A 22,782-nucleotide genomic window follows, 5' to 3' on the forward strand; every position below is an offset into this window, starting at 1 on the left:
CTGTCAGTCTCTCATACGGGCTGGTCACCGCCGAGCGCCCGGGTCACCGGCGGGGCGAGCAGACACGCCAGCGTGACCACGGCCGCAGCGCCCACCAGGACCGGGATCCAGCCCGGGATGTCGGCGAGGTTGAACGCGATGATGAGCTGGATGATCTGCGTGACGACGAGCGGGCTGCGCGCCCAGAGCTCCCCCAACGTGACCCGCCAGGCCGCCCATGCCTGGAACCCGCCATAGATCGCGAGGATCGCCGAGACGCCGAGTCCGGTGCCGATGCTGTCGCCGTCGAGATCGGTGATCCCGAGGACGGCCAGGACGACGCAGGTCACGGCTTCTGCCAGCACGAAGGTCGCGGCCAGGATGAGGAGGTTTCGGGCCGTTCCGGCCGGCCGTGCGTGAGCGCTCACGACATCAGGGTAGGGAGCGTGTGACCGATCCGACAATTCGCGCAGGGCGTGGCCCTTGTAATGAGGTTGAAATGTTGAAAACATGGAGGTCAAGCCTTGGTATCAGGTCAAACAGGCCTGCCCAAGGAGCAAAACCGAACGGGAAGGAGTGTCCACATGGATTGGCGTCACAAGTCCGCATGCCTCGATGAGGACCCTGAGCTCTTCTTCCCCATCGGCAACACGGGTCCCGCCATCTTGCAGATCGAAGAGGCCAAGGTCGTATGCCGCCGCTGTGATGTCCGCGAGCAGTGCCTGCAATGGGCACTCGAGTCCGGACAGGACCACGGTGTGTGGGGAGGCTTGAGCGAAGACGAACGTCGTACGCTGAAGCGCCGCAATGCTCGGGCACGTATTCGTACTGCCTGACGTACGCACGTATCGGTGAACCCCGTGGCCTCGGCCGCGGGGTTCTTTGCATCCCGCACGTCTAGACGTTGAGCGAGATCGCGACGGTCGTGCCGCCACCGAATCGCGGCTCGAACGCCAGCGAGCCGTGGAGCTCACCCTCGACGAGCGTCGTGACGATCGACAGCCCCAGGCTGCCGGCCGGGTCGAAGTCCGCCGGGAGCCCTCGCCCGTCGTCGCTGACCCTCAGGCGTACGCGGTCGCGGATGCGGTTGACCGCCAGCGTCAGCGTGCCGCCCTCCTCGCCGAATGCATGGGCGGACGCGTTCTGGATCAGCTCGGTCAGCACCATGGCGAGCGGGGTCGCCACGGCGCCCGGCAGCAGACCGAACGAGCCGATCCGGTCGGCGGTGATCCGTCCCGGTCCCGAGGTCTCCTCCGCGACGTCGAGGACGGTGCGCAACAACCGGTCGGCGACCTCGTCGAACGCGACGTTGTCGTCGAACGACTGGCTCAAGGTCTCGTGGACGAGGGCGATCGAGCCGACCCGGCGGACCGCGTCGTCGAGCGCCGCCCGGGCCTCGGGGATCTCCGTCCGGCGGCCCTGCAGGCGAAGCAGGGCGGCGACGGTCTGGAGGTTGTTCTTGACCCGGTGATGGATCTCGCGGATCGTCGCCTCCTTGGAGACGAGCTCGCGCTCTCGCAGCCTCAGCTCGGTGACGTCGCGCAGCAGGATCAGCGATCCGCTTCGGTGGCCGTCCGAGCGCAGCGGGATGACGCGCAGCAGCAGCGACGCCGAGGCGTTCTCGATCTCGGCCTCGGTGCTGGCGTCGCCGCCGAGGATGCCCCGGGCCCCGCGGTCGGTCGGCCGCCGATCGACGAGGCCCGACGTGACGTGCCCGAGCTGGGTGCCGACAAGGTCGCCGACGAGCCCGAGCCGCCGGTACGCCGACATCGCGTTGGGGCTGGCGTAGCGGACCGTCCCTGCGGCGTTGGTGCGGACGAACCCGTCGCCGACCCGCAGCGAGTCCGCGACCTCGGAACGGCTGCCGGGCAGCGGGAACTCGCCACGGCGGATCATCTCGGCGAGCTCGCCGGCCGCCTCGAAGTACGCCGCCTCGAGCGTGCTGGCCGTGCGGATGCCGGACTCGGCGCTGCGCCGGGAGATGACCGCGAGCGTACGACCCTCGTGCGTCACGGGGATCAGCTCGACGCGGATGCGCCGGCCGTCGGGCAGCTCCACGATCCGCTCGGCGACGATCTCGCCGGTGCGCAGGGCCTCCTCGAGCTCGTCGATCCGGCCGGACGGCATGAATGTGCCGGCGACGTCCTCGAACAGCGTCGTGGGGCCCGTGGTGGGCCGGATCTGCGCGCCGGCCCAGAGGCCCTTGGCCTCCGCGTCGGGCACCCACAGCACGAGATCGGCGAACGACAGGTCGGCGATGATCTGCCAGTCGGTCACCAGGGCGTGCAGCCACGCGACGTCGTCGGAGCTCAGCGACGTCTGGAAGCGCGTGATGTCGTCCAGCGAGGGCACGCCGTCAGCCTAGAGCCTGGGACGTGGCACGATGTGTGAGTGTCTGAGGCGTACTGGCAAACCGTGATGCAGAACGGGATGGACGTACCCGCCGACCGCAGCCTCGATGAGTGCACCGTCGAGCTGGTCGAGATGCTGGGCCACTCCAATCCCCGCTGGCGAGAGGACCTCGCCTATCCGCTGCTCACGACCTGGATCACGCGCGGCGTCTACGACGAGCTCCTGTCCGGGCTGGGCGACGGCATCGCGCCCGGGCTGCGCTACGGACTCGGCCACGACGGCGACGTCTCGGTCCTGCGCCGGTCCTACAGCGCCCTGATGCTGGCCGAGATCATCGGCCGCGACAACAACGAGCACCTCATGTCAGCCGCCTCGGTGCTCGACTGGGGCGACCGGGCGACGGCCTGGTACGTCCGCGAGCAGGACCACCGGGGCTGGGTCCCGGAGCAGGGGTGGGCCAACTCGATCGCGCACGGCGCCGACCTCCTCGCCGCCCTCGCCCGGTCACGGCACTTCGGCCGGCTCGAGCTCACGGTGCTGCTCGACGTCATCGCCGACCGCGTGCTCACACCGACGGCCTACATCTGGCGGCACGGTGAGGACGACCGCCTGGCGTACGCCGTGATGACGCTGCTGCACCGCAACGAGCTCGACCCCAGCATCGTCGAGCCGTGGCTCGCCCGGCTCGGAGCAGGCATCAAGCCGCCCCGCACGCGCGGCCACCTCGAGGCGGAGTGGCCGTCGCCCAGCGTCCGCAACACCTCGTCGTTCCTGCGTGCGCTGCACCTGCAGCTCGCGCTCGGGGTGCAGGGTCGCGACGACCTGCGCGCCGATGCCGAGCTGTTCGCGGAGCAGCCCGCGCACCGCGCCGACCTCCTGCTGGCCGTGCTCGACCAGATTCGCGCCGAGAGCCCGTGGCTCTACCGCCCGACGACCAGGGCCCGACCGCTCGCCTGACGCTCCAGTAACCTGCGTCACATGAGTATTGAGCCCCGAGAAGGTCACGGCGGAGTCCACGCCGTCGACGTGGCCCGCGCCCATGGCGTCGAGACGATGTTCACGCTGTCCGGAGCCCACGTGTTCCCGATGTACGACGCCGCGGTCAAGGCTGAGCCGGCGATGCCGATCATCGATGTACGCCACGAGCCCACGGCCGTGTTCGCCGCCGAGGCGATCGGCAAGCTGACCCGCACGCCCGGGCTCGCCGTGCTGACTGCCGGGCCGGGCGTGACCAACGGAGTCAGCCCGATCGCCCAGGCCAGCTTCTCCGGCTCGCCGCTCGTGGTCGTCGGCGGCCGCGCGCCCAACAACCGTTGGGGCTCCGGCAGCCTGCAGGAGCTCGACCAGCCGCCGATCATCGAGTCGATCTCCAAGTCCGCGGTGACGGCCACCAAGGTCGACGACATCGCCCCGGCGATGGACGAGGCGTTCACCCTCGCCGGGTCCTCCCACCGCGGACCCACGTTCGTCGACGTGCCGATGGACGAGTTCTTCAACAGCACGACGGTCACGACGCCGTCGGCCGGCAACACCACCGCGCCGATCGAGCCCGACCCGGACGCGTTGGGACAGATCGCCGAGCTGATCCGACAGTCCGCGCGTCCGGTGCTGATCCTCGGCACCGACGTGTGGGCCGACCGGGCCGAGGTCGCAGCGCTCCACTTCGTCGAGGAGACCGGCATCCCGGTGATCGCCAACGGCATGGGTCGCGGCATCGTGCCCGGTGGACACCCGCAGCTCGTCACCAAGGCACGCTCGACCTCGTTCAACCAGGCCGACCTCGTGATCGTCGTCGGCACGCCGCTGGACTTCCGGCTCGGCTACGGCATCTTCGGCGGCAAGGAGGGCGCGACCCCGGCCCGTACCGTGCACATCGCCGACTCCCCCGGACAGCTCACGACGCATGCCGAGCTCGCCGCCTCGGCCAGCGGCGACCTGACGCTGGTGTTCACCGGACTGCTCGACTCGCTGACCGCGGCGTCGCAGCACGGCCGGCGACCCGACTGGTCGTCGTGGATCGGCAGCCTGCAGGCCGAGGTCGCCGCGGCCACGCAGCGCGACAACGAGCTGCTCACGGCTGAGGCCGACCCGATCCATCCAGCTCGCATCTACGGCGAGCTGCTCCCGCGCCTCGCCGACGACGCGGTCGTGATCGGCGACGGCGGCGACTTCGTGTCGTTCGCCGGCAAGTTCGTCGAGCCCAAACGTCCCGGCGGCTGGCTCGACCCCGGACCGTACGGCTGCCTCGGCGCCGGCATGGGCGCCGCGATGGCGGCCCGCATCGCGCGACCGTCGAGCCAGGTCGTCCTGCTCTACGGCGACGGCGCGGCCGGCATGTCGCTGATGGACGTCGACAGCCTCGTCCGCCACAACCTCCCGGTCGTCATGGTCGTCGGCAACAACTCGGCGTGGGGCCTGGAGAAGGGTCCGATGCAGTGGCTCTACGGCTATGACGTCGCGGCCGACCTCGCGCCGCAGACCCGCTACGACCAGGTCGTCACGGCGCTGGGCGGTGGCGGCGAGATGGTCACCGACCCCAAGGAGATCGGTCCAGCCCTCGACCGGGCGTTCGCCTCCGGCATCCCCTACCTCGTCAACGTCATGACCGACGTCAACGCCGCCTATCCGCGCGCCACCACCGGCATCTGAGGTGCTGATCAGGCCAGCGCAGGAGCATGAGTACGAGGCGGTCGGCGCCCTGACCGTCGCGGGCTACGACGCCGACGGCTACCTCATCCGTCCCAACGGGACGTTCGACGAGGAGTACGCCGGATGGCTTGCCGACGCCGCCTCACGGGCACGCAACAGCACCCTCTTGGTGGCCGTCGAGGGCGACGACCTGGTCGGCACGGTGACGTGGTGCCCGTACGGCTCCGCGGACGCGCAGCTCGCCAAGGAGCCGCACCAGGGCGAGTTCCGTACGCTCTCGATCGCGCCTGAGGCGCGGGGCCGCGGCATCGGCCGTGCGCTCGTGGAGGACTGCCTCGACCGCGCGAGGGCTGCCGGGCTCACGGAGGTGCTGCTGTTCTCGCTCGAGGAGATGGCACCGGCGCACCGGCTCTACACGCGGCTGGGCTTCGGCCGACGGCCCGAGCTCGACTGGTCTCCCGAACCGGGCGTGGCCCTCTGGGCGTTCTCGCTGACGCTCTGAGCCACGCCGATCCCTGTGCCGCCTGGTCGTCGTAGTCTTCAGGCCATGGACACCGCTTCGGTCACGCACCCGGTCACAGAGGCCGACACCGCCCGCGCACTCGGCAGCGGGGATCTCGAGGTCCTCGGCACGCCGCGCGTGCTGGCGTGGTGCGAGGAGGCGACGTGTGCGGCGCTCGAGCTCGAGCCGGCGCAGACGAGCGTCGGCACCCGCGTCGACCTCGAGCACCTGGCCGCGAGCCCGGTCGGCGCCGAGGTCACCGCGACCGCGACGGTCATCCACACCGACGGCCGGCTCGTACGCTTCCAGGTCGCGGCACACGACGCCGGCGGCACGCTGCTGGCCACCGGTGAGATCCGCCGGGTCATCGTCGACCGGGAGCGATTTCTGACCCGGATCGCGCCTGTGGGAGACTGAGACCTCGTCTTCCGAGGAGGAACATCATGGGCAAGACCGGCCGCAAGCGTCGTGCGCGTCGCAAGAAGGGCGCCAACCACGGCAAGCGCCCCAACGCGTGAGACAAGAAATCCCCGTCCATCGGACGGGGATTTCTTCGTTTCGGCGATCGGCTAGGTCGACCGCTGCTCGGTGATCTCGATGTGCACCTTGCGGATCGAGAACAGCACCTTCTCGCGCAGCGGCTCGGGTGCCACCTCGGAGCACGACCGCGACACGAGCGACTTCACGACCCGTTCGAGGTCGTACTCGCTCAGGCAGTCGCTGCACCCGTCGATGTGCGACTGGATCTCGGCGCAGCTCGCGGTGTCGATCTCCTGGTCGATGAACAGGTAGAGGTTCTCGAGTGCCTTCTCGCAGTCCGGTCCCTCACAAGGGTCCTTGCTCATGCCTTGTCACCCACTCCCGTGACAGCCATGCCGCGATCGCGGGCGTAGTCGGCGAGCATCTCGCGCAACATGCGGCGGCCGCGGTGCAACCGTGACATCACGGTGCCGATCGGCGTGTCCATGATCTCGGCGATCTCCTTGTAGGGGAAACCTTCGACGTCGGCGAGGTAGACCGCGTAGCGGAAGTCCTCGGGCAGCGCCTGGAGCGCATCCTTGACGTCGCTGTCCGGCAGGTGCTCCAGCGCTTCCATCTCGGCCGACTTCAAGCCGCTCGACCCGTGCGACTCGGCGCGCGCGATCTGCCAGTCCTCGATCTCGTCCGTGATCTGCTGCGGCTGGCGCTGCTTCTTGCGGTAGGAGTTGATGTAGGTGTTGGTCAGGATGCGGTAGAGCCAGGCCTTGAGGTTGGTGCCGGGCTTGAACTGGTGGAACGCGCTGAACGCCTTGGCATAGGTCTCCTGGACGAGGTCCTCGGCGTCGTGCGGGCTGCGCGTCATGCGCAGCGCGGCCGAGTAGAGCTGGTCCAGGAATGGCAGGGCGTCGGCCTCGAAGCGCGCCTGCTGCTGCTCCGAGGTCTCGGTGTCGCGCTGGTCGGCGCTTTCAGGGGTTTCGCCGGTGACGGTCATCGCCTCCCAGCCTACTCCGGGCACTACTGGCTTGCTGAGGGGCGTGATCGACCTCTCAAGCCCGTGATCTGCATATGTCAGCATCGAACCTCCTGCGGTGTTCAACCGTCCGGAGGCACGCGCTATTCCGGTGGCAGCGGCTTGATCAGGTCGGGGCCGTTGTTGGCGACGTTGTTGACCTCGGTCGACACCGGGAACGCGTCGAGCCGGCCCGGAGCGGCCGGGATCAACAGCTCGAGGAGCTGCTCCGGCGGCTTGGGCGCAGGGTCGAGCCAGGCGTCGAACGCGTCGGGCTCGAGGAACAGCGGCATGCGGTCGTGGATGTGCCCCATGTCGTCCTCGGCGCTCGTCGTGAGGATCGTGTAGCTCGTGACCCACTCGTCGGTCGCGGGATCCTTCCAGAACTCGTAGAGGCCGGCCATCGCCAGCACCGAGTGGTCCTTGGGCGTGATGTAGAACGGCTGCTTCTTGGGCTTGCGCTCACCCTCGCGGGCCTCGCCGGCGTACCACTCGTAGTAGCCGTCGGCCGGCACGAGGCCGCGCCGCCGGGAAAACGCCTTCTTGAACGCGGGCTTCTCGGCCGCGGTCTCCGAGCGCGCGTTGATCATGCGATTGCCGATCGACGGGTCCTTGGCCCAGCTCGGGATCAACCCCCAGCGCGCCGTCATGAGCTCCCGCTGTGGCGGTGCGTCGGCTGCCAGCTCCTCGGGGCGCCGCCCGATGATCAGCGGCGCGAGCTTGGTCGGCGCCATGTTGTAGTCGGCCTCGAGCTCGACGAACGAGTTGGCGAGGTCGACCTCGAACGCCTGGTTGAGCGATGCCGAGGTCTGGGTCGTTGCATAGCGCCCGCACATACCTCCAGCCTAGGCGCAACCACCGACAGCGGGAGCTACTCCGACAGGCCGGCGAGGACCCTGGCGACGCCCTCGATCGACGGCGGGAGCTCCTCGACCCAGAGCCGCGGCTCGGCGTCATCCCCCAGCGCGCGCTCCAGCAGGATCCGCAGCATGCTCAGCGTCAGCACGTCGGTGCGACCGCGACCGACCAGCGCGGCGAAGCGACGCGGCGACACCCGAGCCACCGTCTCGTCGCCCGTGAACACCGCTCGCATGGCCTCGGCGACATCGAGCGCACGGAGTGACTGCTCGAGCTCGTGGCCCGCACCGGCGCGGGGCAGCTCGACGACCACGAGGGTCGTCCTGTGGGTGACGTGGTGCCCGTCGCGCTCGGCGCCGCGATAGACCTCGGCGAGACGTGACCTCACGTACGCCGTGGTGGCGAGCGACGTCAAGGGGTCCTCGCACGAGACGTCCGCACGCAGCAGCAGTGCTTCGTCGGCCCAGGCCAGGACGGCCGCCCGGGTTGCCTCGAACGATGGCGGCTGTCCGGCGAAGGCCCGCTCCACGTGGTCCATGACCTCGTGGAGCGGGACGCCGAGCCGCGCTGCACTCGCTCCCACCACGAGTGCAACGTCGGCGACATCCGGGCGGCCGTCGCGTACCGCATCGGCGAGGAGCGCATCATGCAGTCCCGAGCTGAACATGAGGCACCCCTTTCGCCGTTCGGACATCCATGAGACGTACGAGGGCCCCCACCATGACGCGGTTCGGACGAGCAATTCGTGACCGCTCCACCGCTGCGTCGTTGTGCACGTGGGAGGGACACCGTGTCGGACATCAGCACCACCAGGGTCGAAGCGAGCGACGCCCGGCTCATCGCCGCCGTGCGCGACGGCGACACCGAGGCGTACGGCGAGCTCTTCGGCCGCCATCGCGACGCGGCGACGCGGCTCGCGTCGCAGCTGGTGCCCGGGCCCGACGCCGACGACCTCGTCGCCGAGTCGTTCACCCGGGTGTTGGCACTCCTGCAGGCCGGCAAGGGACCCGACGAGTTCTTCCGCGCCTATCTGCTCACCGCGATCCGCCGCCTCCACGTGGACCGCGGCCGCCGCCAGAAACGCGTGCGTACGACCGACAACGACGCCGACCTCGATCGGGCCGTCGCGTTCGTGGACCCGGCGGAGATGCGGTTCGAGCAGGGTGCCGCCGCTGCGGCTTTCACTGCCCTGCCCGAGCGCTGGCAGCTCGTGCTGTGGCACCTCGACGTCGAGGGTCAGAAGCCGGCCGACATCGCCCCGCTGCTCGGCATGAGCCCCAACAGCGTCTCAGCGCTCGCCTACCGCGCGCGGGAGGGACTGCGTCAGGCCTACCTGCAGAGCCATCTCGCCCCGAGCCTGCACGCGAGCTGCCGCACGACCACCGGCATGCTCGGCTCGTACGTCCGAAGGGGCCTCTCCGCGCGCGACGCGGCCCGCGTCGAGGCACACCTCGACGAGTGCAGCCGCTGCACCGGCCTCTACCTCGAGCTCGCCGAGATCAACTCCAACCTCTCGGGCATCCTCGCGCCGGCGCTCCTCGGCACCGTGGCCGCCGGATATGTCACGGCAGGTGCCGCGGCGACCGGCGTCGGCGCGGCCGTGGAAGCCGCGCTGGCCCCGGTCAAGGCGGCGGGCAACGCCGTCGCGGGCGCGGGCACGCAGGGCGTCGTCGCGGCGGCTGCCGTGGTCGCCGTCGCAGCAGCCGGGACGGTCGCGGTGACGACCGGCTTCGGCGGGGACCCGGAGAAGCCGCCCGCTGCCTCGGCGCCCGTGGCCAGCACCGCCGCGCCGAAGCCCTCCGCGACACCCTCGCCGGACAAGTCCCCGGTCGCCAGGCCGAAGCCGACCCCAACTGCGGTCACCACGACTCCCGTCCCCAGCACGACGCCGGCTGCCGTGGCGCCGGCCGATCCCGATCCGCCCGCCGACGTGCGCAAGCCCGAGCCCACTCCGTCGGTCGAGCCGATCGTCCCGACGGACTACGCGGTCGCCTCCGTACGTGTCTCCAACACCCTGCTGCCGCTGCTGCAGCGGCGGATCACGGTGGGCATCAGCGCCAGCAACAGCGGTCGTGCCGCCGCCGAGACCGTCGCGATCACCTTCGCGTTCCGGCGGTCGGTCCACTTCGGCGGCGTCGTCAGTCCCGGGTGGGACTGCGGTGCGGCCGTGCCCAACCAGCGTCTGCAGACCCTCACGTGCAGCGCCACGCTGGCGGCGGGTCAAGGCGCGACGTTCGCGGCTCGGTCGCGGGACCTCATCCATTCCGGAGGCACGATCACCGTCGCCGCGCCCGGAGACCCCGTCCCCGGCAACAACGCGGCGACGTTCCGGCCCGGGCTCTGGCCGCTGAGCTGACCCGGCTTGCCTGTGCCGGGGGTTCCGGTATGAATGAGGCATGACCCTCCTGCGTACCGTTGCCCGCCCAATGCTCGCCTCGATGTTCATCTACGGCGGAGCGACCGCGCTCAAGGCTCCCGGACCGCGCGCGGCCAAGGCGCAGCCGACGGCGGACCTCATCAAGAAGTTCGCGCCCGAGCTTCCCGTCGACGGCGCCAACCTCGTACGCGCCAACGCGGCCGCGCAGCTGCTCGGCGGGCTCGCGCTGGCGACCGGCCGGTTCCCCCGGCTCGCCGCCCTCGGCCTCGCCGCGACGATGCCGGCCACGACGGTCGTCGGTCACCCCTATTGGAACGAGACCGACCCCGGTGCCCGCGCCAACCAGCGCATCCACTTCCTCAAGAACGTGTCGATGGCCGGTGGCCTGCTGATGGCGACGCTCGACCCCGACCCGCACAAGAAGTTCATCGGCCGGCGTGCCAAGGACAAGGTCAACCAGGCCGCAGCCTCTGTGCACGACCAGCTCGACCACCTGCGCGGCTGACGCCGATAGGCTGGGGGCGATGACTGCCCCGCTGCCCTGGCTCGCGCCCTACCGCGACACGCCCTTCGACGGCGAGGTGCTGGTCCCCGGCTCCAAGTCGCTGACCAACCGCGTGCTGATCCTTGCGGCGCTGGCTGACGGGCCGTCCGTGCTGACCCGGCCGCTCGGGTCGCGCGACACGACCTTGATGCTGGGCGCCCTCACGACCCTCGGCGCGACGATCGAGCGCGACGGCATGACCTGGACCATCACACCCTCCGCGTGGGACCGCACGGAACCGTCCGACATCGACTGCGGCCTCGCCGGCACCGTCATGCGGTTCGTGCCGGTCATCGCCGCGCTCGGCTCCGCCCCCGTGACGTTCGACGGCGACGAGCACGCCCGCGTACGCCCGATGGCCACGACGATCGCGACCCTGCGTGACCTCGGCGTCCAGGTCGACGACGAGGGGCGAGGCGCCCTGCCGTTCACGGTGCACGGCACCGGCGGCGTCACCGGCGGCGCGCTCGAGATCGACGCCTCGTCGTCGAGCCAGTTCGTCTCGGCGCTGCTGCTCGCCGGCGCCCGGTTCGACAAGGGCCTCGAGCTGCGGCACACCGGAGCGGCCTTGCCGTCGATGCCGCACATCGACATGACGGTCGCCGAGCTGCGCCGCCGCGGCGTACGCGTCGACACCGACGAGCCGAACCGCTGGCACGTCCACCCGGGCCCGATCAGCGCGCTCGACGTCGAGATCGAGCCCGACCTGTCCAATGCCGGCGTCTTCATCGGCGCCGCCCTTGTCACCGGCGGCCGGGTGCGCATCCGCAACTGGCCCACCGACACCGACCAGGCCGGCGATGCCTGGCGGACGATCGTCCCGGCGTTCGGAGGCACCGTCGAGCAGGACGGCGACGACCTCGTCTTCACGGCCGGTCCCGCCCTCAACGGCGTCGAGCTCGACCTGCACGACGTCGGCGAGCTGACGCCGGTCATCGCGGCCATCGCCGCCCTCGCCGAACGACCGTCGACCCTCGTCGGCGTCGCGCACCTGCGGGGGCACGAGACCGACCGGCTCAAGGCACTCGTGACCGAGATCAACCGGCTCGGGGGCGATGCCGAGGAGCTCGACGACGGGCTGCTCATCCGGCCCCGTCCGCTGCACGGCGAGACGTTCCGGACGTACGACGACCACCGCATGGCGCACGCCGGCGTCGTGCTCGGCCTGCGCACGCCGGACCTGTTCGTCGAGAACGTCGTGACGACGATCAAGACGTACCCCAACTTCGCCCCGGTCTGGGAACGCCTGATGACATGAGTGCCGTGACATGAGGGAGCAGGACGAGCACGCGCAGTTCGAGCGGCCGCGCCGGCACACCAAGCCGCGCACCAAGATCCGCCCCAACTACGACGACGCCGACACCGCCCGGGTCGTGACGATTGACCGCGGCCGCTACACCGTCACGCTCGACGACGACGGTCGCACGGTGACCGCGATGAAGTCCCGCAACCTCGGCCGCAAGGGCGTCGTCGTCGGCGACCAGGTCCGCGTCGTGGGTGACGTCAGCGGCGCAGACGGCTCGCTCGCCCGCATCGTGGAGGTCACGCCTCGCCGCACGGTCCTGCGCCGAACCGCGGACGACGACGACCCGATCGAGCGCATCATCGTCGCCAACGCCGACCAGCTCGTGATCGTCGCCGCCCTCGCCGACCCTCCGCCCAGAGCGGGCCTGATCGACCGCTGCCTCGTCGCGGCGTTCGACGCGGGCATGGAACCGCTCGTGTGCCTCACCAAGTCCGACCTGGGCTCCCCCGACGAGATCGTCGCGATGTTCGAGCCGCTGGGCGTACGTGTCGTGGTCACCCGTCGCGACGGCGACCTCGACGGCATCCGCGAGGCGCTGCGCGACCGGGTCAGCGTGCTCGTCGGGCACAGCGGGGTCGGCAAGTCGACGCTCGTCAACGCGCTGGTGCCGCATGCCAACCGCTCGGTCAGCTATGTCAACGCGGTGACCGGGCGCGGCCGCCACACCTCGACCTCGGCGATCAGCCTCGAGCTGCCGTTCGGCGGCTGGATCATCGACACCCCCGGCATCCGCTCCTTCGGCCTCGCCCATGTCGAGGTCGACGACCTCATCAAGGCGTTCCCCGACCTCCAGGACGTCACACGCGACTGTCCCCGGGGCTGCCTGCACTCGGCGACCGAGCCCGAGTGCGCGCTCGACCTCGCGGTGGGCGACGGCACGTTGGCACCCGAGCGCGTCGAGTCATTCCGCCGCATCCTCGCGAGCATGAACCAGAAGGACGACTACTGAGCGAGTGCCGCAGGGGGTTTTGCGGTGTGAAAGCCGTACTCTGAGGGCCATGGCTCACTCGTACAACGACGATCTGCGCCTCGCTCACGTGCTCGCCGACAACGCCGACAACCTCTCGATGGACCGCTTCGGCGCGATCGATCTGCAGGTCGACACCAAGCCGGACATGACGTACGTGACCGAGTCCGACGAGGCCGTCGAAGCCGCGATCCGGCGCACCTTGAAATCCGCCCGCACCCGCGACATCGTCCTCGGCGAGGAGAACGGCGAGGTCGAGGGCACGTCCGGACCCGGTGGCCGCCGCTGGATCATCGACCCGATCGACGGCACCTCCAACTTCGTTCGCGGCGTGCCGGTCTGGGCGACGCTGATCGCGCTCGAGGAGGAGGGCGAGATCGTCGCCGGCTGCGTCTCGGCGCCCGCCCTCGGCCGGCGTTGGTGGGCCAGCAAGGGCACCGGCGCCTACACCGGCAAGTCGCTCATGGCCTCGCGAGAGATCCGGGTGTCACAGGTCTCCGACCTCGACAGCGCGTCGCTCTCGTACGCCTCGCTGGGCGGCTGGGACGCGATCGGCAAGGGCGACGCGTTCGCGGCCCTGCTCCGGCGCTGCTGGCGCACCAGGGCGTACGGCGACTTCTGGTCCTACATGCTGCTCGCCGAGGGTGCGGTCGACATCGCCGCCGAGCCGGAGCTCAAGGTGTGGGACATGGCCGCTCTCGACATCGTCGTCCGTGAGGCCGGTGGCACGTTCACGAGCCTCGCGGGCCAGCGCGGACCGTGGGGCGACAACGCGCTGGCGACCAACGGCCGGCTCCACGACGCCGCCATGGCCTACCTCGGGCACTTCCCTGACCAGGGGCCGCCCGACGAGTCGTGGACCGACGAGCCCGAGCCGGAGCCGGAGCCCGACAACGTACGCAGCTTCGACTTCACGCGCGAGCACGTCGAGGACGCGCCCTGACGGTGGCGACAGAATCTCGCCCTCAGGAGCGAACCGGGGCTACGCTGCGAGGAACGACCTGAGGAGTGTGTCCCGTATGCGCGTGAGCGATGTCCTGGCTTCCAAGGGAAGCGATGCTGTCTACACCATCACCCCCGACTCCACGGTCCAGCAGCTGCTGGACGTGCTCGCCGAGCTCAATGTCGGCGCGCTGATCGTGAGTGACGACGGCAAGGCCATGCTCGGGATCGTGTCCGAGCGTGACATCGTGCGCAAGCTCCGTACGGTCGAGAACCCGCGCAACATGCCGGTCTCCGAGATCATGACGACCGACGTCCAGCTGTGCGGGCCCGACGACTCGTTCGGCGACCTGATGTCGGTCATGACCGAGCACCGCGTCCGCCACATCCCGGTCATCGCCGACGACGTGATCGTCGGCGTCGTCAGCATCGGCGACGCGGTCAAGTACCGCATGGAGCAGCTGGAGTTCGAGCGCGACCAGCTCAACAACTACGTCGCCGGCGGCTGATCCTCGCCGCAGCGCATGCCCGGTCTCCCTCGGAGGCCGGGCATTTTCGCGTTCGCGGGGACCCGTGCTTGCATTCGATCCGTTAGCGATATATCGTTTAGATATCGACAACCGATCGGTGGTCGATCGAAAGCAAGAGAAAGTGGGACACCCCCATGCGAAGCAATGACTTCTCAGAACAGCGCCGCCCGGCAGATCGCCGCCGCGGCAGGAACCACCCCGAGCGCGACTTCGGTCGTGACTTCGGACCCGGCTTCGGCCGTGAGTTCGGCTTCGGCCCCGGCTTCGGCGGCCCCGGCCGTCCTCGTGGCCGCCGACGTGGCGGACGGGGCGGCGACGTCCGCGCCGCTGCCCTTCTGCTCCTCAGCGAGCAGCCGCAGCACGGCTACCAGCTGATCCAGGAGATCGGCGAACGGTCGAACGGCAGCTGGACCCCCAGCCCCGGCTCGATCTATCCCGTGCTCCAGCAGCTCGAGGACGAAGGGCTCATCACGTTCGAACGCGTCGAGGGTCGCAAGACCGCGACGCTGACCGACGAGGGCACCGCGTACGTCGAGGAGAACCGTGAGCAGCTCGGCACGCCGTGGGAGGACGCCAAGGGCGATCCCGCCCACGACCTGCGCGACTTCGCGCACGGCCTCAAGGGATTCATCAACGCCTGGAAGCAGGTCGCGCAGGCCGGCACGCCCGAGCAGCGCGAGAAGGCCCAGGCCGTGGTCGACGACGCCCGGAAGGCCATGTACCGCATACTTGCGGACGATGAGTCATAACGGACGCCTGTCCCTGCCCGAGAGCGAGATGACCTGGCGGTTCTCTCGCTCGTCGGGCGCCGGCGGCCAGCACGTCAACACGACCGACACCCGCGTCGAGCTGATCTGGTCACTGACCGACACCACCGCGCTCTCCCCCGCCCAGAAGGAGCTCGCCGCTCAGCGGCTGAGCAACCGGTTGGTCGGCGGGACGATCACGGTGGTGTCGTCGCAGTACCGCTCGCAGCACCGCAACCGCGAGGCCGCGCGCGTACGCCTGGAGGACCTCGTGTCCCAAGCCGTCGTGCCGCCCAAGCCGCGCCGGGCCACCCGTCCGAGCCGCGCCTCCAAGGAGCGCCGGCTCGACGCCAAGAAGCGCCGGAGCTCCATCAAGCAGGGCCGTTCGGGATCGTGGGAATAGCCGCTACCTGACAATCGTTGTCATGTGTGCGTGATGCTCACGCCACGAAAGGATCAGACATGAAGGTCCGCAACTCGCTCAGGTCCCTCAAGGACCAGTCCGGCTCGCAGGTCGTCCGCCGCCGCGGCCGCACGTTCGTCATCAACAAGAACAACCCGCGCCTCAAGGCCCGCCAGGGCTAGGCACCAACCGGACGGCGCCCTCCTCGGAGGGCGCCGTTTCTGCATGTGCAGACTGCCCGTGAGGCCTACGCTGACCGGCATGACTGCTCGCGGCATCCGGATCATGCTCGTCGTCGCGATCGTGATCGACGTGGCGTACTGGACGATCTGGTTCACCCACCGCTCGTGGATCGCGAGCGACACCTCCCAGGCATACGTCGAGTTCGAGAACGCTTTCCCGTTGGCGGACGCGTGGCTCGGGCTGACGTGCGTCCTCGCGCTCGTGGCGCTGGGCCGCCGGTCCCCCACCGCTCTCCTCTGGCTCATCGCCGCCGGCTCTGCGGGCATGTACCTGTTCGGCATGGATGTGCTCTACGACCTCGAGAACGGCATCTACTCCGAGGGCGCCGGCGGCGTCGTCGAAGCCGCCATCAACCTCATCACGCTGGCGTTCTCGGTCATTGCCCTGCGCTGGGCGTGGACCCGCCGCGCCCCCTTGCTCGCCGGGGCGGACGTCTGAGCTCAGCCCGCAATGACGACGCGGGAGATCAGGTCACCGTCCAAGGAGAACGTCATCGACCCGCCACCGTTGTAGCCATCGCCGGTGACCTGGATCGACACGACGTACGCCCCGTCGCGCTGCTCGAACCCGAGCACCTCGAGGTGGCTCGAGACGCCCATGTTGTCGGTCTCGTTCCACCCGGCGATCGCGTCCTTGCCGGCATAGACGTGGCCCCAGTCGTCGAGCGCGGCGTCATCCGCGAACGCGGCAAGGAACCGCGCACGGTCGTCGGCGTTGGTCGCCTCGAAGAAGTCGGCGATCGCCGACGGCAGGCCTTCAGTGGTCATGGGTGCTCCGTTCGTACGTCAGCAGGTTCATCGTGCCAGCGATTGACCAGACCTGTCGCGGGTACGCCCTGACCACGCGTCCCGAGGAGGAAGCATGAGCGTTGCCCCACCCGAACCCGCCCAGGAGCCGACCGGACCCGGCGAGGACGAGCCCGACAAGCCGTCGCAGCCCGATCTGCCGGACCCGGCGTTCCCCGAGGTGCTGCCCGGTGGCGATCCGGGACCCGGCGGCGTACCGGATGACGCACCCGACACCGCGCCGGAGACGAAGCCCAGTCCCACCGACTAGTTGAGCTGCGAGCGCCAGTCGACCGGGACGGCACCAGCCGGTCCCGGCACCGGCTGGTCGACCGGGTGGTGATGCGGCGGCGCGAGCTCCGGGCCGTCGAGCGCCTCGTCGGTCCGGAAGTCCCAGAACCAGTCCTCGCCCGGCTCGTACGACTGGATGACAGGGTGCCCGGTCTCCTGGAAGTGCTTCGTGCCGTGCTGCATCGGCGAGGTGTCGCAGCAGCCGATGTGGCCGCACGCGGCACAACGGCGCAAGTGCACCCACCATCCGCCAGCTACGAGGCAGTCGGCACACCCGTCGCCCGAAGGCGGCTGCGAGACGTTCACGGCTTCCATGTCCCCAGCCTATGACGACTCAGTCGACGTGGAACTCGGCCCACAGCGGAAAGTGGTCTGAGATGCGCCACGACAGCGCGTTCTTGGTCGACCCGGCGAACACGTGCGGGACGAAGTCGACCGAGCCGGCACTGGCATAGCTCAATCCGGTGAGGACGTCGGCGAGCACGGGGCTGTCGGTGTCCCAGAACCAGGCGATCTGGTCGTAGAAGTGCCTGGACTTGTCGTCGTCGAAGATCGTCCGCGGCACCGCGCTGAGGTCGCCGGGCGTGAACAGACCCGTCGAGATGAACGCCTGGTAGAGCGGGTCGTCGAGCCGGTCGATGTTGAAGTCGCCGAGCACGAAGAGGTTCTGGTTCCAGTCGTCCGTACGATCGGCCCACGCCCGCATCCACTGCGCGAATGCCGACAGCTCGGGCACACGGGCCGCGGCGTTCCTGCCCCAGATGATGTGCACCGTCGTGAGGATGAACTCGACGCCCCGGGTCGTGAAGCTCGCGGCGTACGGCGATCGGGCGAATTGCGTCGCCGGCTTGTCGACCGCGTCGGGCAGCACGATCTCACCGACCAGGCCCGAGGGCTGTACGCGTTCGGAGTCGTAGAGGAACGTCAGCCGCTCGCCGTTGCCGGCGTCGCCCTCCGTCACGTCCGACGTGATGAATCGCCACGACGGTCCCAGCCGCTCCATCAGGAACCGCAGCGCCGTCGTGTCGCGCCGCACCTCCTGCACCGCGAAGACGTCGAAGTGCGACACGATCTCGGCGATCAGCGCGACGGACCGCCAGTCGCGCTTGGGCGAGTCCTTGGGGCCGGCGTTCCACTTCTCCGTCAGGTCGCCGAGCGCTCGGAGGTTCCAGCTGCCGATGAGCAGGTTGGCACCGGTCCTGGCCGGCACGGTCGCGCGTACGGCCTTGCGCAGGCCGGCGATCTCCTTGGTGATGGCGGCAGGCACCGGGCTCATGACTCATGACAGCACACGCGACGAGCGGTCGTGGGGCGTTTAGGGTTCAGGCATGACCCTCGACGCCGACGAGCTCGAACGCCTCTACGCCTATCCACCCGTCGACCGGCCGTGGATCCGTACGAATTTCGTGACGACGCTCGACGGCGCCGCGACGGGCCAGGACGGCACGTCAGGCACGCTCGGCGGGGAGGCCGACACGCGGGTGTTCGCGCTGCTCCGCTCGCTCGCGGACGTCATCGTGGTGGGCGCCGGCACGGCGCGCGACGAGGCCTACGCCGACTTCGACGTCGACACCGAGCTGCGTGCACGACTCGGCCTGTCGCCCGTCCCCACGATGGTGCTGGTGAGCCGGAGCCTCGGCATCCCGCCGGCGCTCGTACGTCCTGGCATCGCCGTCGTGACGACGGCCGACGCAGATCCCGGCGCCGTGGTTGCGCTGCGCGGGACCGTCGAGGTCATCCAGGCCGGGGCCGGCGAGATCGACTGGACCGCGGTCCTCACCGAGTTCGCCTCCAGGGGCTGGAACCGAGTGCTGTGCGAGGGTGGTCCCAGCCTGCACGGTGAGCTGGTCCAGCTCGACCTCGTCGACGAGCTGTGCCTGACGATCGCGCCGATCCTCGCGGCCGGCGACGCACCACGGATCGCGCACGGCCACCACCTCGTGCACCACGCCATGACGCTCGGGCACGCGATCGAGGCCGATGGCGGCCTGCTGACCCGGTGGGTCCGCCACCCGTAGGCTGTCCGTCGCACGTACCCAAGGAGTCTGATGAACGAGCTCGACACCGCATCCCTGATCCTCAGGCTCGCCCTCGGCGTCACCTTGATCGCGCACGGCTGGAACCACGGCTTCGGCCCCGGAGGTCTCAAGGGCACGGCGAGCTGGTTCGAGAGCATCGGCCTGCGGCCGGCCACGGTGCACGCCGCCGTCAGCTCCTACCTCGAGCTCGCCGCGGGCGCCGCCCTGCTGGTCGGGTTTCTCGTGCCGTTCGCCGCTGCCGCGGGAGTCGGCATCATGACCGTGGCGTTCGTGACGGTGCACCGGCGCAACGGGTTCTTCATCTTCCGCGAGGGCGAGGGCTACGAGTACGTCATGACGATCGCGTTCGCGCTGACGGCTCTGGCCGTGCTCGGCGGCGGCCAGGCCTCGCTCGACCACGCGCTGGACCTCGACCTCGACGGCGTCGCGATCGGCCTCGGCGCTGCGGCAGCTGGCATCCTCGGCGCTGCGGGAATGCTGGTCACGAGCTGGCGCCCGTCCCGTACGCCCGACTGATCAGCTGACCGGCGCGGTCGGCGCGAGGTGCGCGTGCACCTGCGAGACCGACGCCGCACCCTCGCCACTTGCGGAGGCGACGCGCTTCATCGATCCCGACCTGACGTCGCCGGCGGCGAAGATGCCAGGCGCCGTCGTCTCCAGCGGTGCCGGCGGCCGGCCGCTGACCCAACGGTCCATCGGGATCTCGCGACCGGTGAGGACGAAGCCGCGCTCGTCCTGCACGACCTCGGGCGGCAGCCAGCTGCAGCCCGGATCGGCGCCCAGCAGCAGGAACAGTCCGTCGGCGGGCATCCGGTCGATCACACCGTCCGACGTCTCGAGGCAGATCCACTCCAACCGGCCCTCACCACCGCCGTCGACGACATGGGCGCCGGTGCGGAGCGAGATCCGCTTGTGCGTCGCGATCTCGTTGATGAGGTAGGCCGACATGGTCTCCTCGAGGCTCTGCCGGCGCACGACGATCGTGACGCTGTTGGCGAACCGGGCGAGGTGCAGCGCGGCCTGGCCGGCTGAGTTGCCGCCGCCGACGATGTAGACGTCGCGGCCCTGCATGTCGCGGGCAACGCTCGTCGCGGCGCCGTAGTGCACGCCGCGGCCCTCGAGCTCCTCGAGCGAGGGCACGCCGAGCCGCCGGTACGTCACGCCGCACGCCACGAGCACCGTACGGGCGCGCAACGTGCCGCCGTCGAAGTCGACCTCGTGGATGTCGCCGACGCGCAGGCCGGTGACCGCGCGCCCGGTGTAGAGCCGCGCGCCGAAACGAGTCGCCTGGACCCGCGCCCGCAGGGCCAGGCGCATGCCGGAGACACCGCGCGGGAACCCGAGGTAGTTGCGGATCATCGAGCTCGTGCCGGCCTGGCCGCCGATCGCGTCCGACTCCAGCACGACGGTGCTGAGCCCCTCGGACGCGCCATAGACGGCCGCCGCCAGCCCGGCCGGGCCGCCGCCGACGATCAGCAGGTCGGCGACGAAGTCGTCGCCGAGCTCGGTCGGCGTGCCGTAGAACGCGGCGGCCACCGAACGTTCCGTCGCACCGTTCACGAGTCCCCGGCTGAACGTCTCGACGATCGGCAGCTCGGCCTCGCCGTCGACCGAGGCGATCAGCTGGCGGCCCTCATCGCTGTCCGGATGCAAGCGTTCGTACGCGATGCCCATGCGGTCGAGGAAGTCGCGGATCGCCGGCACCGCGGTCTGTGTGCCGTCGTCGACGATGCGGACGCCCGCGACCACCGGCGCCGTGGACGACCAGCTCCAGTCCGAGAGGTACTCCGAGATCGCGGTGTGGAACTCCTCGTCTCGCGCACCCTGCGGGATGATCAGGTAGGTGTCGAGGCGGCCCTGCCCCAGCGCGGGCCTGAGCTCGTCCAACGACTCGGCGAAGCCCGACACCGGCACGAGGGCGACCCGCCGGCTGGCCGGGGACGCCACGCGAAGCTTGTCGAGCATCGGCAGCGCACCGCCCTCCAGCGAGTGGTCGACCGCGATCAACGCCATCTGCCGCCCCTCGGCCATCAGGTAGTGCTTGAGCTCGTACGCCTCGGCGCCGCCCTGCACGACGTGGAGGTCGTAGTCGCGGGCGTAGCGGCTGGCGAACTCGTCGGCCAGGATCGCGTGATGCTCGGCCGAGGCGGCGACCACGAGGATCACCGGGTTGCCGGGTGTGGACTCCGTCATGGGCGTGAAACTACCCGACCCGCCGAACTCGTGGGGTCGCGGTCAGACCGTCACGACGAGCTTGCCGCTGCCGTGGCCGTCCTCGAGGGCTCGGTGCGCCTCGACGATCTCCTCGAAGGCGTACGCCCGGTCGAGCGGGACCGGGACGTCGCCCGTGGCCGCGGCGTCGAGGTAGTCCTGCAGCACCGTCGCGGGCAGGTCGCCGGCCTCGCCCGAATACGCCGTCAGGCGTACGCCCTGAGGCAGGTAGCCGATCGGGTAGAAGTCGCGGACGAGCCACTCGTTCGACAGCATCCCGGTGAAGCACACGACGCCGTGCACGCGGACGCTGCGAAGCGTGTCGGGCAGGGTGGGAGTGCCGACGAGCTCCAGAGCGGTGTCGACCCCTGACGGTGCGATCGCGCGCACCTGCGCCGCCACGTCGCCGTCGTCGATGATCACGTGATCGACGCCGATGCCGGTCAGCGACGCTGCACGGGCGGGGTCACGCGTCGTCGAGAAGACCGTCATCCCGCGCTGCTTGGCCAGGATCGCCGTCGCCATCCCGATCGACGAGGTGCCGCCACGGATCAGCATGCTCTGCCCCGGCTGCGCGTCGAGCCCGACGGTCAGTGAGCCGTAGGAGGTCTGGAGCATCTCGGGCAGTGCGCCCAGCGTGGCCCAGTCGAGCTCGCTGGTGAACGGGATCACCTGATCGACAGGGACGCACGTGTATTCCGCATAGCCGCCGTCGAACTGGCGACCCATGCCACCCATCATCGTCACGACCTGCTGACCAGGCTCGAGCTCGCCGCCGGGGCAGGCAGCGACGACGCCTGTGGCCTCGATGCCGAGGACGCGGGGGAAGGTGACGCCGTCGGCCAGGCCCAGGCGGGTGTGCAGCTCGGACCGGTTGAGTCCGAAGGCCTTGACCTCGATCAGCACCCATCCGGGCTCGGGAGTCGGCACCGGCAGGTCGCGGATCTTGAGGGCCTCGGGCGGGCCGGGCGCGTCGAGCACGACAGCGCGCATCGTGTCAGACATCGCTGCCGACCTTCGCGGTGACGGCTCGCAGGGTCGCGAGGGTCGACGCCAGCTGGTCGAGCTCGGCCGCCGGGATCACCGAGCCCAGTCGCACCTCGAGCTCGTCCTCGTACGTCACGGTGGCCTGGTCCAGCAGACGCCGGCCGGCCGGAGTGAGCTCGATGATCGAGGACCTGCGGTCGATCGGGTTGGCAGTGCGGCGCACGCGGCCGGTCGCCTCGAGCCGGTCGACGAGCTTGCTGGTGCCGCCCACCGAGATGACCATCTCCTCGGCGATGTCGAAGACTCGGCACCCCCCGCGACGGGCGATGACCTGCAGCGGCTCGAAATGGCTCAGCTGCAGGTCATGGTCGGCCCGGAGCCTCGCATCGACTGCGTTCCACAGCCCGATCTGATAGCGGACGAGGTCAGTGAAGACCGTGTCGAGATCTGTCATGACCTCGCACCAACATTCCACGTAAGTATATTCCTTGGAATCATGTTTGCTACGCTAGCACATACATTCCATGGAATCCATCGTGCGGAGGCACCCCATGAACCGACGTAGTCTCGCTCTCCTCGCCT

The 22,782-nt window shown here is 69.9% G+C and carries 31 protein-coding genes; 19 read left to right on the forward strand and 12 right to left on the reverse strand.

Going from position 1 to position 22,782, the window contains the following annotated elements; translation table 11 throughout:
* Nucleotides 1-11 precede the first annotated feature (11 nt).
* Nucleotides 12-407 carry a hypothetical protein gene (locus ASC61_RS01265; protein ID WP_056208229.1) on the reverse strand — a complete coding sequence of 132 codons (396 nt, stop codon included), beginning with the start codon at nucleotides 405-407 and terminating at the stop codon, nucleotides 12-14.
* A gap of 156 nt (nucleotides 408-563) precedes the next feature.
* On the opposite strand from ASC61_RS01265, the gene ASC61_RS19230 reads away from it, so the two are divergent.
* Nucleotides 564-815 carry a WhiB family transcriptional regulator gene (locus ASC61_RS19230; RefSeq protein ID WP_082530375.1) on the forward strand — a complete coding sequence of 84 codons (252 nt, stop codon included), beginning with the start codon at nucleotides 564-566 and terminating at the stop codon, nucleotides 813-815.
* A 61-nt stretch (nucleotides 816-876) separates the two neighbouring features.
* Here the strand turns inward: ASC61_RS19230 and ASC61_RS01275 are convergent, their stop codons facing one another.
* The gene (locus ASC61_RS01275; protein ID WP_157439335.1) at nucleotides 877-2,331 is read right to left on the reverse strand and encodes a sensor histidine kinase; all 1,455 of its coding nucleotides are present in this window, start codon (nucleotides 2,329-2,331) and stop codon (nucleotides 877-879) included.
* A gap of 39 nt (nucleotides 2,332-2,370) precedes the next feature.
* Between ASC61_RS01275 and ASC61_RS01280 the strand changes: the two genes are divergently transcribed.
* From ASC61_RS01280 to ASC61_RS20430, 5 genes are read left to right on the forward strand one after another with little or no spacing between them, the layout of a single operon-like run.
* Entirely contained in the window at nucleotides 2,371-3,288 is a 918-nt protein-coding gene (locus ASC61_RS01280; RefSeq protein WP_235503446.1) for a DUF2785 domain-containing protein, read from the forward strand.
* A 21-nt stretch (nucleotides 3,289-3,309) separates the two neighbouring features.
* Nucleotides 3,310-4,980 carry an acetolactate synthase gene (locus ASC61_RS01285; RefSeq protein WP_056208239.1) on the forward strand — a complete coding sequence of 557 codons (1,671 nt, stop codon included), beginning with the start codon at nucleotides 3,310-3,312 and terminating at the stop codon, nucleotides 4,978-4,980.
* 1 nt (nucleotide 4,981) lies between these two features.
* Nucleotides 4,982-5,482: a GNAT family N-acetyltransferase gene (locus tag ASC61_RS01290; RefSeq protein WP_200935368.1), complete on the forward strand. Its 501-nt coding sequence runs from the start codon at nucleotides 4,982-4,984 to the stop codon at nucleotides 5,480-5,482.
* A 45-nt stretch (nucleotides 5,483-5,527) separates the two neighbouring features.
* The gene (locus tag ASC61_RS01295; protein ID WP_056208244.1) at nucleotides 5,528-5,899 is read left to right on the forward strand and encodes a thioesterase family protein; all 372 of its coding nucleotides are present in this window, start codon (nucleotides 5,528-5,530) and stop codon (nucleotides 5,897-5,899) included.
* Between the two features lie 26 nt (nucleotides 5,900-5,925).
* Nucleotides 5,926-6,000 carry a 50S ribosomal protein bL37 gene (locus tag ASC61_RS20430; RefSeq protein ID WP_369797015.1) on the forward strand — a complete coding sequence of 25 codons (75 nt, stop codon included), beginning with the start codon at nucleotides 5,926-5,928 and terminating at the stop codon, nucleotides 5,998-6,000.
* 51 nt (nucleotides 6,001-6,051) lie between these two features.
* On the opposite strand, the gene rsrA is transcribed toward ASC61_RS20430, so the two are convergent.
* The 4 genes from rsrA to ASC61_RS01315 form a co-directional block, all read right to left on the reverse strand.
* Nucleotides 6,052-6,327, reverse strand: a complete 276-nt coding sequence (gene rsrA / locus ASC61_RS01300; protein WP_056208247.1) for a mycothiol system anti-sigma-R factor — start codon at nucleotides 6,325-6,327, stop codon at nucleotides 6,052-6,054.
* Entirely contained in the window at nucleotides 6,324-6,953 is a 630-nt protein-coding gene (locus ASC61_RS01305; protein ID WP_056208249.1) for a sigma-70 family RNA polymerase sigma factor, read from the reverse strand. The genes rsrA and ASC61_RS01305 overlap by 4 nt, the downstream gene beginning before the upstream one ends.
* A 122-nt stretch (nucleotides 6,954-7,075) precedes the next feature.
* Complete coding sequence (locus tag ASC61_RS01310; protein WP_056208253.1) at nucleotides 7,076-7,807, reverse strand: SOS response-associated peptidase; 732 nt, start codon at nucleotides 7,805-7,807, stop codon at nucleotides 7,076-7,078.
* Between the two features lie 35 nt (nucleotides 7,808-7,842).
* Nucleotides 7,843-8,496 (reverse strand): hypothetical protein, encoded by a 654-nt coding sequence (locus ASC61_RS01315; RefSeq protein WP_056208254.1) that lies wholly within the window; start codon nucleotides 8,494-8,496, stop codon nucleotides 7,843-7,845.
* Between the two features lie 123 nt (nucleotides 8,497-8,619).
* Between ASC61_RS01315 and ASC61_RS01320 the strand changes: the two genes are divergently transcribed.
* From ASC61_RS01320 to ASC61_RS01365, 10 genes are all read left to right on the forward strand, one after another.
* Nucleotides 8,620-10,185 carry a sigma-70 family RNA polymerase sigma factor gene (locus ASC61_RS01320; RefSeq protein WP_056208257.1) on the forward strand — a complete coding sequence of 522 codons (1,566 nt, stop codon included), beginning with the start codon at nucleotides 8,620-8,622 and terminating at the stop codon, nucleotides 10,183-10,185.
* 40 nt (nucleotides 10,186-10,225) lie between these two features.
* Nucleotides 10,226-10,711 (forward strand): DoxX family protein, encoded by a 486-nt coding sequence (locus ASC61_RS01325; protein WP_056208261.1) that lies wholly within the window; start codon nucleotides 10,226-10,228, stop codon nucleotides 10,709-10,711.
* Nucleotides 10,712-10,730: 19 nt separating this feature from the next.
* The gene (gene aroA / locus ASC61_RS01330; RefSeq protein WP_056208264.1) at nucleotides 10,731-12,008 is read left to right on the forward strand and encodes a 3-phosphoshikimate 1-carboxyvinyltransferase; all 1,278 of its coding nucleotides are present in this window, start codon (nucleotides 10,731-10,733) and stop codon (nucleotides 12,006-12,008) included.
* Between the two features lie 10 nt (nucleotides 12,009-12,018).
* Nucleotides 12,019-13,005, forward strand: a complete 987-nt coding sequence (rsgA, locus tag ASC61_RS01335; protein ID WP_056208267.1) for a ribosome small subunit-dependent GTPase A — start codon at nucleotides 12,019-12,021, stop codon at nucleotides 13,003-13,005.
* Nucleotides 13,006-13,054: 49 nt separating this feature from the next.
* Nucleotides 13,055-13,966, forward strand: coding sequence for an inositol monophosphatase family protein (locus tag ASC61_RS01340; RefSeq protein WP_056208269.1), 912 nt, complete (start codon nucleotides 13,055-13,057; stop codon nucleotides 13,964-13,966).
* Between the two features lie 76 nt (nucleotides 13,967-14,042).
* On the forward strand, nucleotides 14,043-14,474 hold the full coding sequence (locus ASC61_RS01345; protein ID WP_056208271.1) for a CBS domain-containing protein: 432 nt from the start codon (nucleotides 14,043-14,045) through the stop codon (nucleotides 14,472-14,474).
* Between the two features lie 155 nt (nucleotides 14,475-14,629).
* On the forward strand, nucleotides 14,630-15,244 hold the full coding sequence (locus ASC61_RS01350; protein ID WP_056208275.1) for a PadR family transcriptional regulator: 615 nt from the start codon (nucleotides 14,630-14,632) through the stop codon (nucleotides 15,242-15,244).
* Nucleotides 15,234-15,644, forward strand: a complete 411-nt coding sequence (gene arfB / locus ASC61_RS01355; RefSeq protein WP_056208277.1) for an alternative ribosome rescue aminoacyl-tRNA hydrolase ArfB — start codon at nucleotides 15,234-15,236, stop codon at nucleotides 15,642-15,644. Before ASC61_RS01350 ends, arfB begins: the two co-directional genes overlap by 11 nt.
* A 59-nt stretch (nucleotides 15,645-15,703) precedes the next feature.
* Nucleotides 15,704-15,826: a type B 50S ribosomal protein L36 gene (gene ykgO / locus ASC61_RS01360; protein WP_056208280.1), complete on the forward strand. Its 123-nt coding sequence runs from the start codon at nucleotides 15,704-15,706 to the stop codon at nucleotides 15,824-15,826.
* A 79-nt stretch (nucleotides 15,827-15,905) separates the two neighbouring features.
* Complete coding sequence (locus ASC61_RS01365; RefSeq protein ID WP_056208283.1) at nucleotides 15,906-16,325, forward strand: hypothetical protein; 420 nt, start codon at nucleotides 15,906-15,908, stop codon at nucleotides 16,323-16,325.
* Between the two features lie 2 nt (nucleotides 16,326-16,327).
* Here the strand turns inward: ASC61_RS01365 and ASC61_RS01370 are convergent, their stop codons facing one another.
* Entirely contained in the window at nucleotides 16,328-16,654 is a 327-nt protein-coding gene (locus ASC61_RS01370; RefSeq protein ID WP_056208284.1) for a hypothetical protein, read from the reverse strand.
* Between the two features lie 94 nt (nucleotides 16,655-16,748).
* Between ASC61_RS01370 and ASC61_RS01375 the strand changes: the two genes are divergently transcribed.
* Complete coding sequence (locus ASC61_RS01375; RefSeq protein ID WP_056208287.1) at nucleotides 16,749-16,943, forward strand: hypothetical protein; 195 nt, start codon at nucleotides 16,749-16,751, stop codon at nucleotides 16,941-16,943.
* On the opposite strand, the gene ASC61_RS01380 is transcribed toward ASC61_RS01375, so the two are convergent.
* On the reverse strand, nucleotides 16,940-17,278 hold the full coding sequence (locus tag ASC61_RS01380; RefSeq protein ID WP_056208289.1) for a UBP-type zinc finger domain-containing protein: 339 nt from the start codon (nucleotides 17,276-17,278) through the stop codon (nucleotides 16,940-16,942). The genes ASC61_RS01375 and ASC61_RS01380 overlap by 4 nt on opposite strands.
* Nucleotides 17,279-17,297: 19 nt before the next feature.
* The gene (locus ASC61_RS01385) at nucleotides 17,298-18,239 is read right to left on the reverse strand and encodes an endonuclease/exonuclease/phosphatase family protein (protein ID WP_056208291.1); all 942 of its coding nucleotides are present in this window, start codon (nucleotides 18,237-18,239) and stop codon (nucleotides 17,298-17,300) included.
* A gap of 52 nt (nucleotides 18,240-18,291) precedes the next feature.
* Here ASC61_RS01385 and ASC61_RS01390 point away from each other — a divergent pair, with 52 nt between their 5' ends.
* On the forward strand, nucleotides 18,292-18,981 hold the full coding sequence (locus tag ASC61_RS01390) for a pyrimidine reductase family protein (RefSeq protein ID WP_056208300.1): 690 nt from the start codon (nucleotides 18,292-18,294) through the stop codon (nucleotides 18,979-18,981).
* A 30-nt stretch (nucleotides 18,982-19,011) separates the two neighbouring features.
* Entirely contained in the window at nucleotides 19,012-19,518 is a 507-nt protein-coding gene (locus ASC61_RS01395; RefSeq protein ID WP_056208310.1) for a DoxX family protein, read from the forward strand.
* On the opposite strand, the gene ASC61_RS01400 is transcribed toward ASC61_RS01395, so the two are convergent.
* Genes ASC61_RS01400 through ASC61_RS01410 form a run of 3 tightly spaced genes read right to left on the reverse strand, consistent with a single transcriptional unit; the run spans nucleotide 19,519 to nucleotide 22,654 of the window.
* The gene (locus ASC61_RS01400) at nucleotides 19,519-21,195 is read right to left on the reverse strand and encodes an FAD-dependent oxidoreductase (protein WP_056208314.1); all 1,677 of its coding nucleotides are present in this window, start codon (nucleotides 21,193-21,195) and stop codon (nucleotides 19,519-19,521) included.
* Between the two features lie 42 nt (nucleotides 21,196-21,237).
* On the reverse strand, nucleotides 21,238-22,218 hold the full coding sequence (locus ASC61_RS01405; RefSeq protein ID WP_056208317.1) for a zinc-binding alcohol dehydrogenase family protein: 981 nt from the start codon (nucleotides 22,216-22,218) through the stop codon (nucleotides 21,238-21,240).
* Complete coding sequence (locus ASC61_RS01410; RefSeq protein WP_056208319.1) at nucleotides 22,211-22,654, reverse strand: MarR family winged helix-turn-helix transcriptional regulator; 444 nt, start codon at nucleotides 22,652-22,654, stop codon at nucleotides 22,211-22,213. Before ASC61_RS01410 ends, ASC61_RS01405 begins: the two co-directional genes overlap by 8 nt.
* Nucleotides 22,655-22,782: the final 128 nt, after the last annotated feature.

Source organism: Aeromicrobium sp. Root344, assembly GCF_001425755.1.
Lineage (GTDB): Bacteria > Actinomycetota > Actinomycetes > Propionibacteriales > Nocardioidaceae > Aeromicrobium.

What these genes read in the sequence shown, in the direction of transcription:
- ASC61_RS19230 (WP_082530375.1), top strand. Translation starts at nt 564, where the DNA reads ATGGATTGGCGTCACAAGTCCGCATGCCTCGATGAGGACCCTGAGCTC.
- ASC61_RS01285 (WP_056208239.1), top strand. Translation starts at nt 3,310, where the DNA reads ATGAGTATTGAGCCCCGAGAAGGTCACGGCGGAGTCCACGCCGTCGAC.
- ASC61_RS01295 (WP_056208244.1), top strand. Translation starts at nt 5,528, where the DNA reads ATGGACACCGCTTCGGTCACGCACCCGGTCACAGAGGCCGACACCGCC.
- rsrA (WP_056208247.1), bottom strand. Translation starts at nt 6,327, where the DNA reads ATGAGCAAGGACCCTTGTGAGGGACCGGACTGCGAGAAGGCACTCGAG.
- ASC61_RS01305 (WP_056208249.1), bottom strand. Translation starts at nt 6,953, where the DNA reads ATGACCGTCACCGGCGAAACCCCTGAAAGCGCCGACCAGCGCGACACC.
- ASC61_RS01310 (WP_056208253.1), bottom strand. Translation starts at nt 7,807, where the DNA reads ATGTGCGGGCGCTATGCAACGACCCAGACCTCGGCATCGCTCAACCAG.
- ASC61_RS01315 (WP_056208254.1), bottom strand. Translation starts at nt 8,496, where the DNA reads ATGTTCAGCTCGGGACTGCATGATGCGCTCCTCGCCGATGCGGTACGC.
- ASC61_RS01325 (WP_056208261.1), top strand. Translation starts at nt 10,226, where the DNA reads ATGACCCTCCTGCGTACCGTTGCCCGCCCAATGCTCGCCTCGATGTTC.
- aroA (WP_056208264.1), top strand. Translation starts at nt 10,731, where the DNA reads ATGACTGCCCCGCTGCCCTGGCTCGCGCCCTACCGCGACACGCCCTTC.
- rsgA (WP_056208267.1), top strand. Translation starts at nt 12,019, where the DNA reads ATGAGGGAGCAGGACGAGCACGCGCAGTTCGAGCGGCCGCGCCGGCAC.
- ASC61_RS01340 (WP_056208269.1), top strand. Translation starts at nt 13,055, where the DNA reads ATGGCTCACTCGTACAACGACGATCTGCGCCTCGCTCACGTGCTCGCC.
- ASC61_RS01345 (WP_056208271.1), top strand. Translation starts at nt 14,043, where the DNA reads ATGCGCGTGAGCGATGTCCTGGCTTCCAAGGGAAGCGATGCTGTCTAC.
- ASC61_RS01350 (WP_056208275.1), top strand. Translation starts at nt 14,630, where the DNA reads ATGCGAAGCAATGACTTCTCAGAACAGCGCCGCCCGGCAGATCGCCGC.
- arfB (WP_056208277.1), top strand. Translation starts at nt 15,234, where the DNA reads ATGAGTCATAACGGACGCCTGTCCCTGCCCGAGAGCGAGATGACCTGG.
- ykgO (WP_056208280.1), top strand. Translation starts at nt 15,704, where the DNA reads ATGAAGGTCCGCAACTCGCTCAGGTCCCTCAAGGACCAGTCCGGCTCG.
- ASC61_RS01365 (WP_056208283.1), top strand. Translation starts at nt 15,906, where the DNA reads ATGACTGCTCGCGGCATCCGGATCATGCTCGTCGTCGCGATCGTGATC.
- ASC61_RS01370 (WP_056208284.1), bottom strand. Translation starts at nt 16,654, where the DNA reads ATGACCACTGAAGGCCTGCCGTCGGCGATCGCCGACTTCTTCGAGGCG.
- ASC61_RS01375 (WP_056208287.1), top strand. Translation starts at nt 16,749, where the DNA reads ATGAGCGTTGCCCCACCCGAACCCGCCCAGGAGCCGACCGGACCCGGC.
- ASC61_RS01380 (WP_056208289.1), bottom strand. Translation starts at nt 17,278, where the DNA reads ATGGAAGCCGTGAACGTCTCGCAGCCGCCTTCGGGCGACGGGTGTGCC.
- ASC61_RS01385 (WP_056208291.1), bottom strand. Translation starts at nt 18,239, where the DNA reads ATGAGCCCGGTGCCTGCCGCCATCACCAAGGAGATCGCCGGCCTGCGC.
- ASC61_RS01390 (WP_056208300.1), top strand. Translation starts at nt 18,292, where the DNA reads ATGACCCTCGACGCCGACGAGCTCGAACGCCTCTACGCCTATCCACCC.
- ASC61_RS01395 (WP_056208310.1), top strand. Translation starts at nt 19,012, where the DNA reads ATGAACGAGCTCGACACCGCATCCCTGATCCTCAGGCTCGCCCTCGGC.
- ASC61_RS01400 (WP_056208314.1), bottom strand. Translation starts at nt 21,195, where the DNA reads ATGACGGAGTCCACACCCGGCAACCCGGTGATCCTCGTGGTCGCCGCC.
- ASC61_RS01405 (WP_056208317.1), bottom strand. Translation starts at nt 22,218, where the DNA reads ATGTCTGACACGATGCGCGCTGTCGTGCTCGACGCGCCCGGCCCGCCC.
- ASC61_RS01410 (WP_056208319.1), bottom strand. Translation starts at nt 22,654, where the DNA reads ATGACAGATCTCGACACGGTCTTCACTGACCTCGTCCGCTATCAGATC.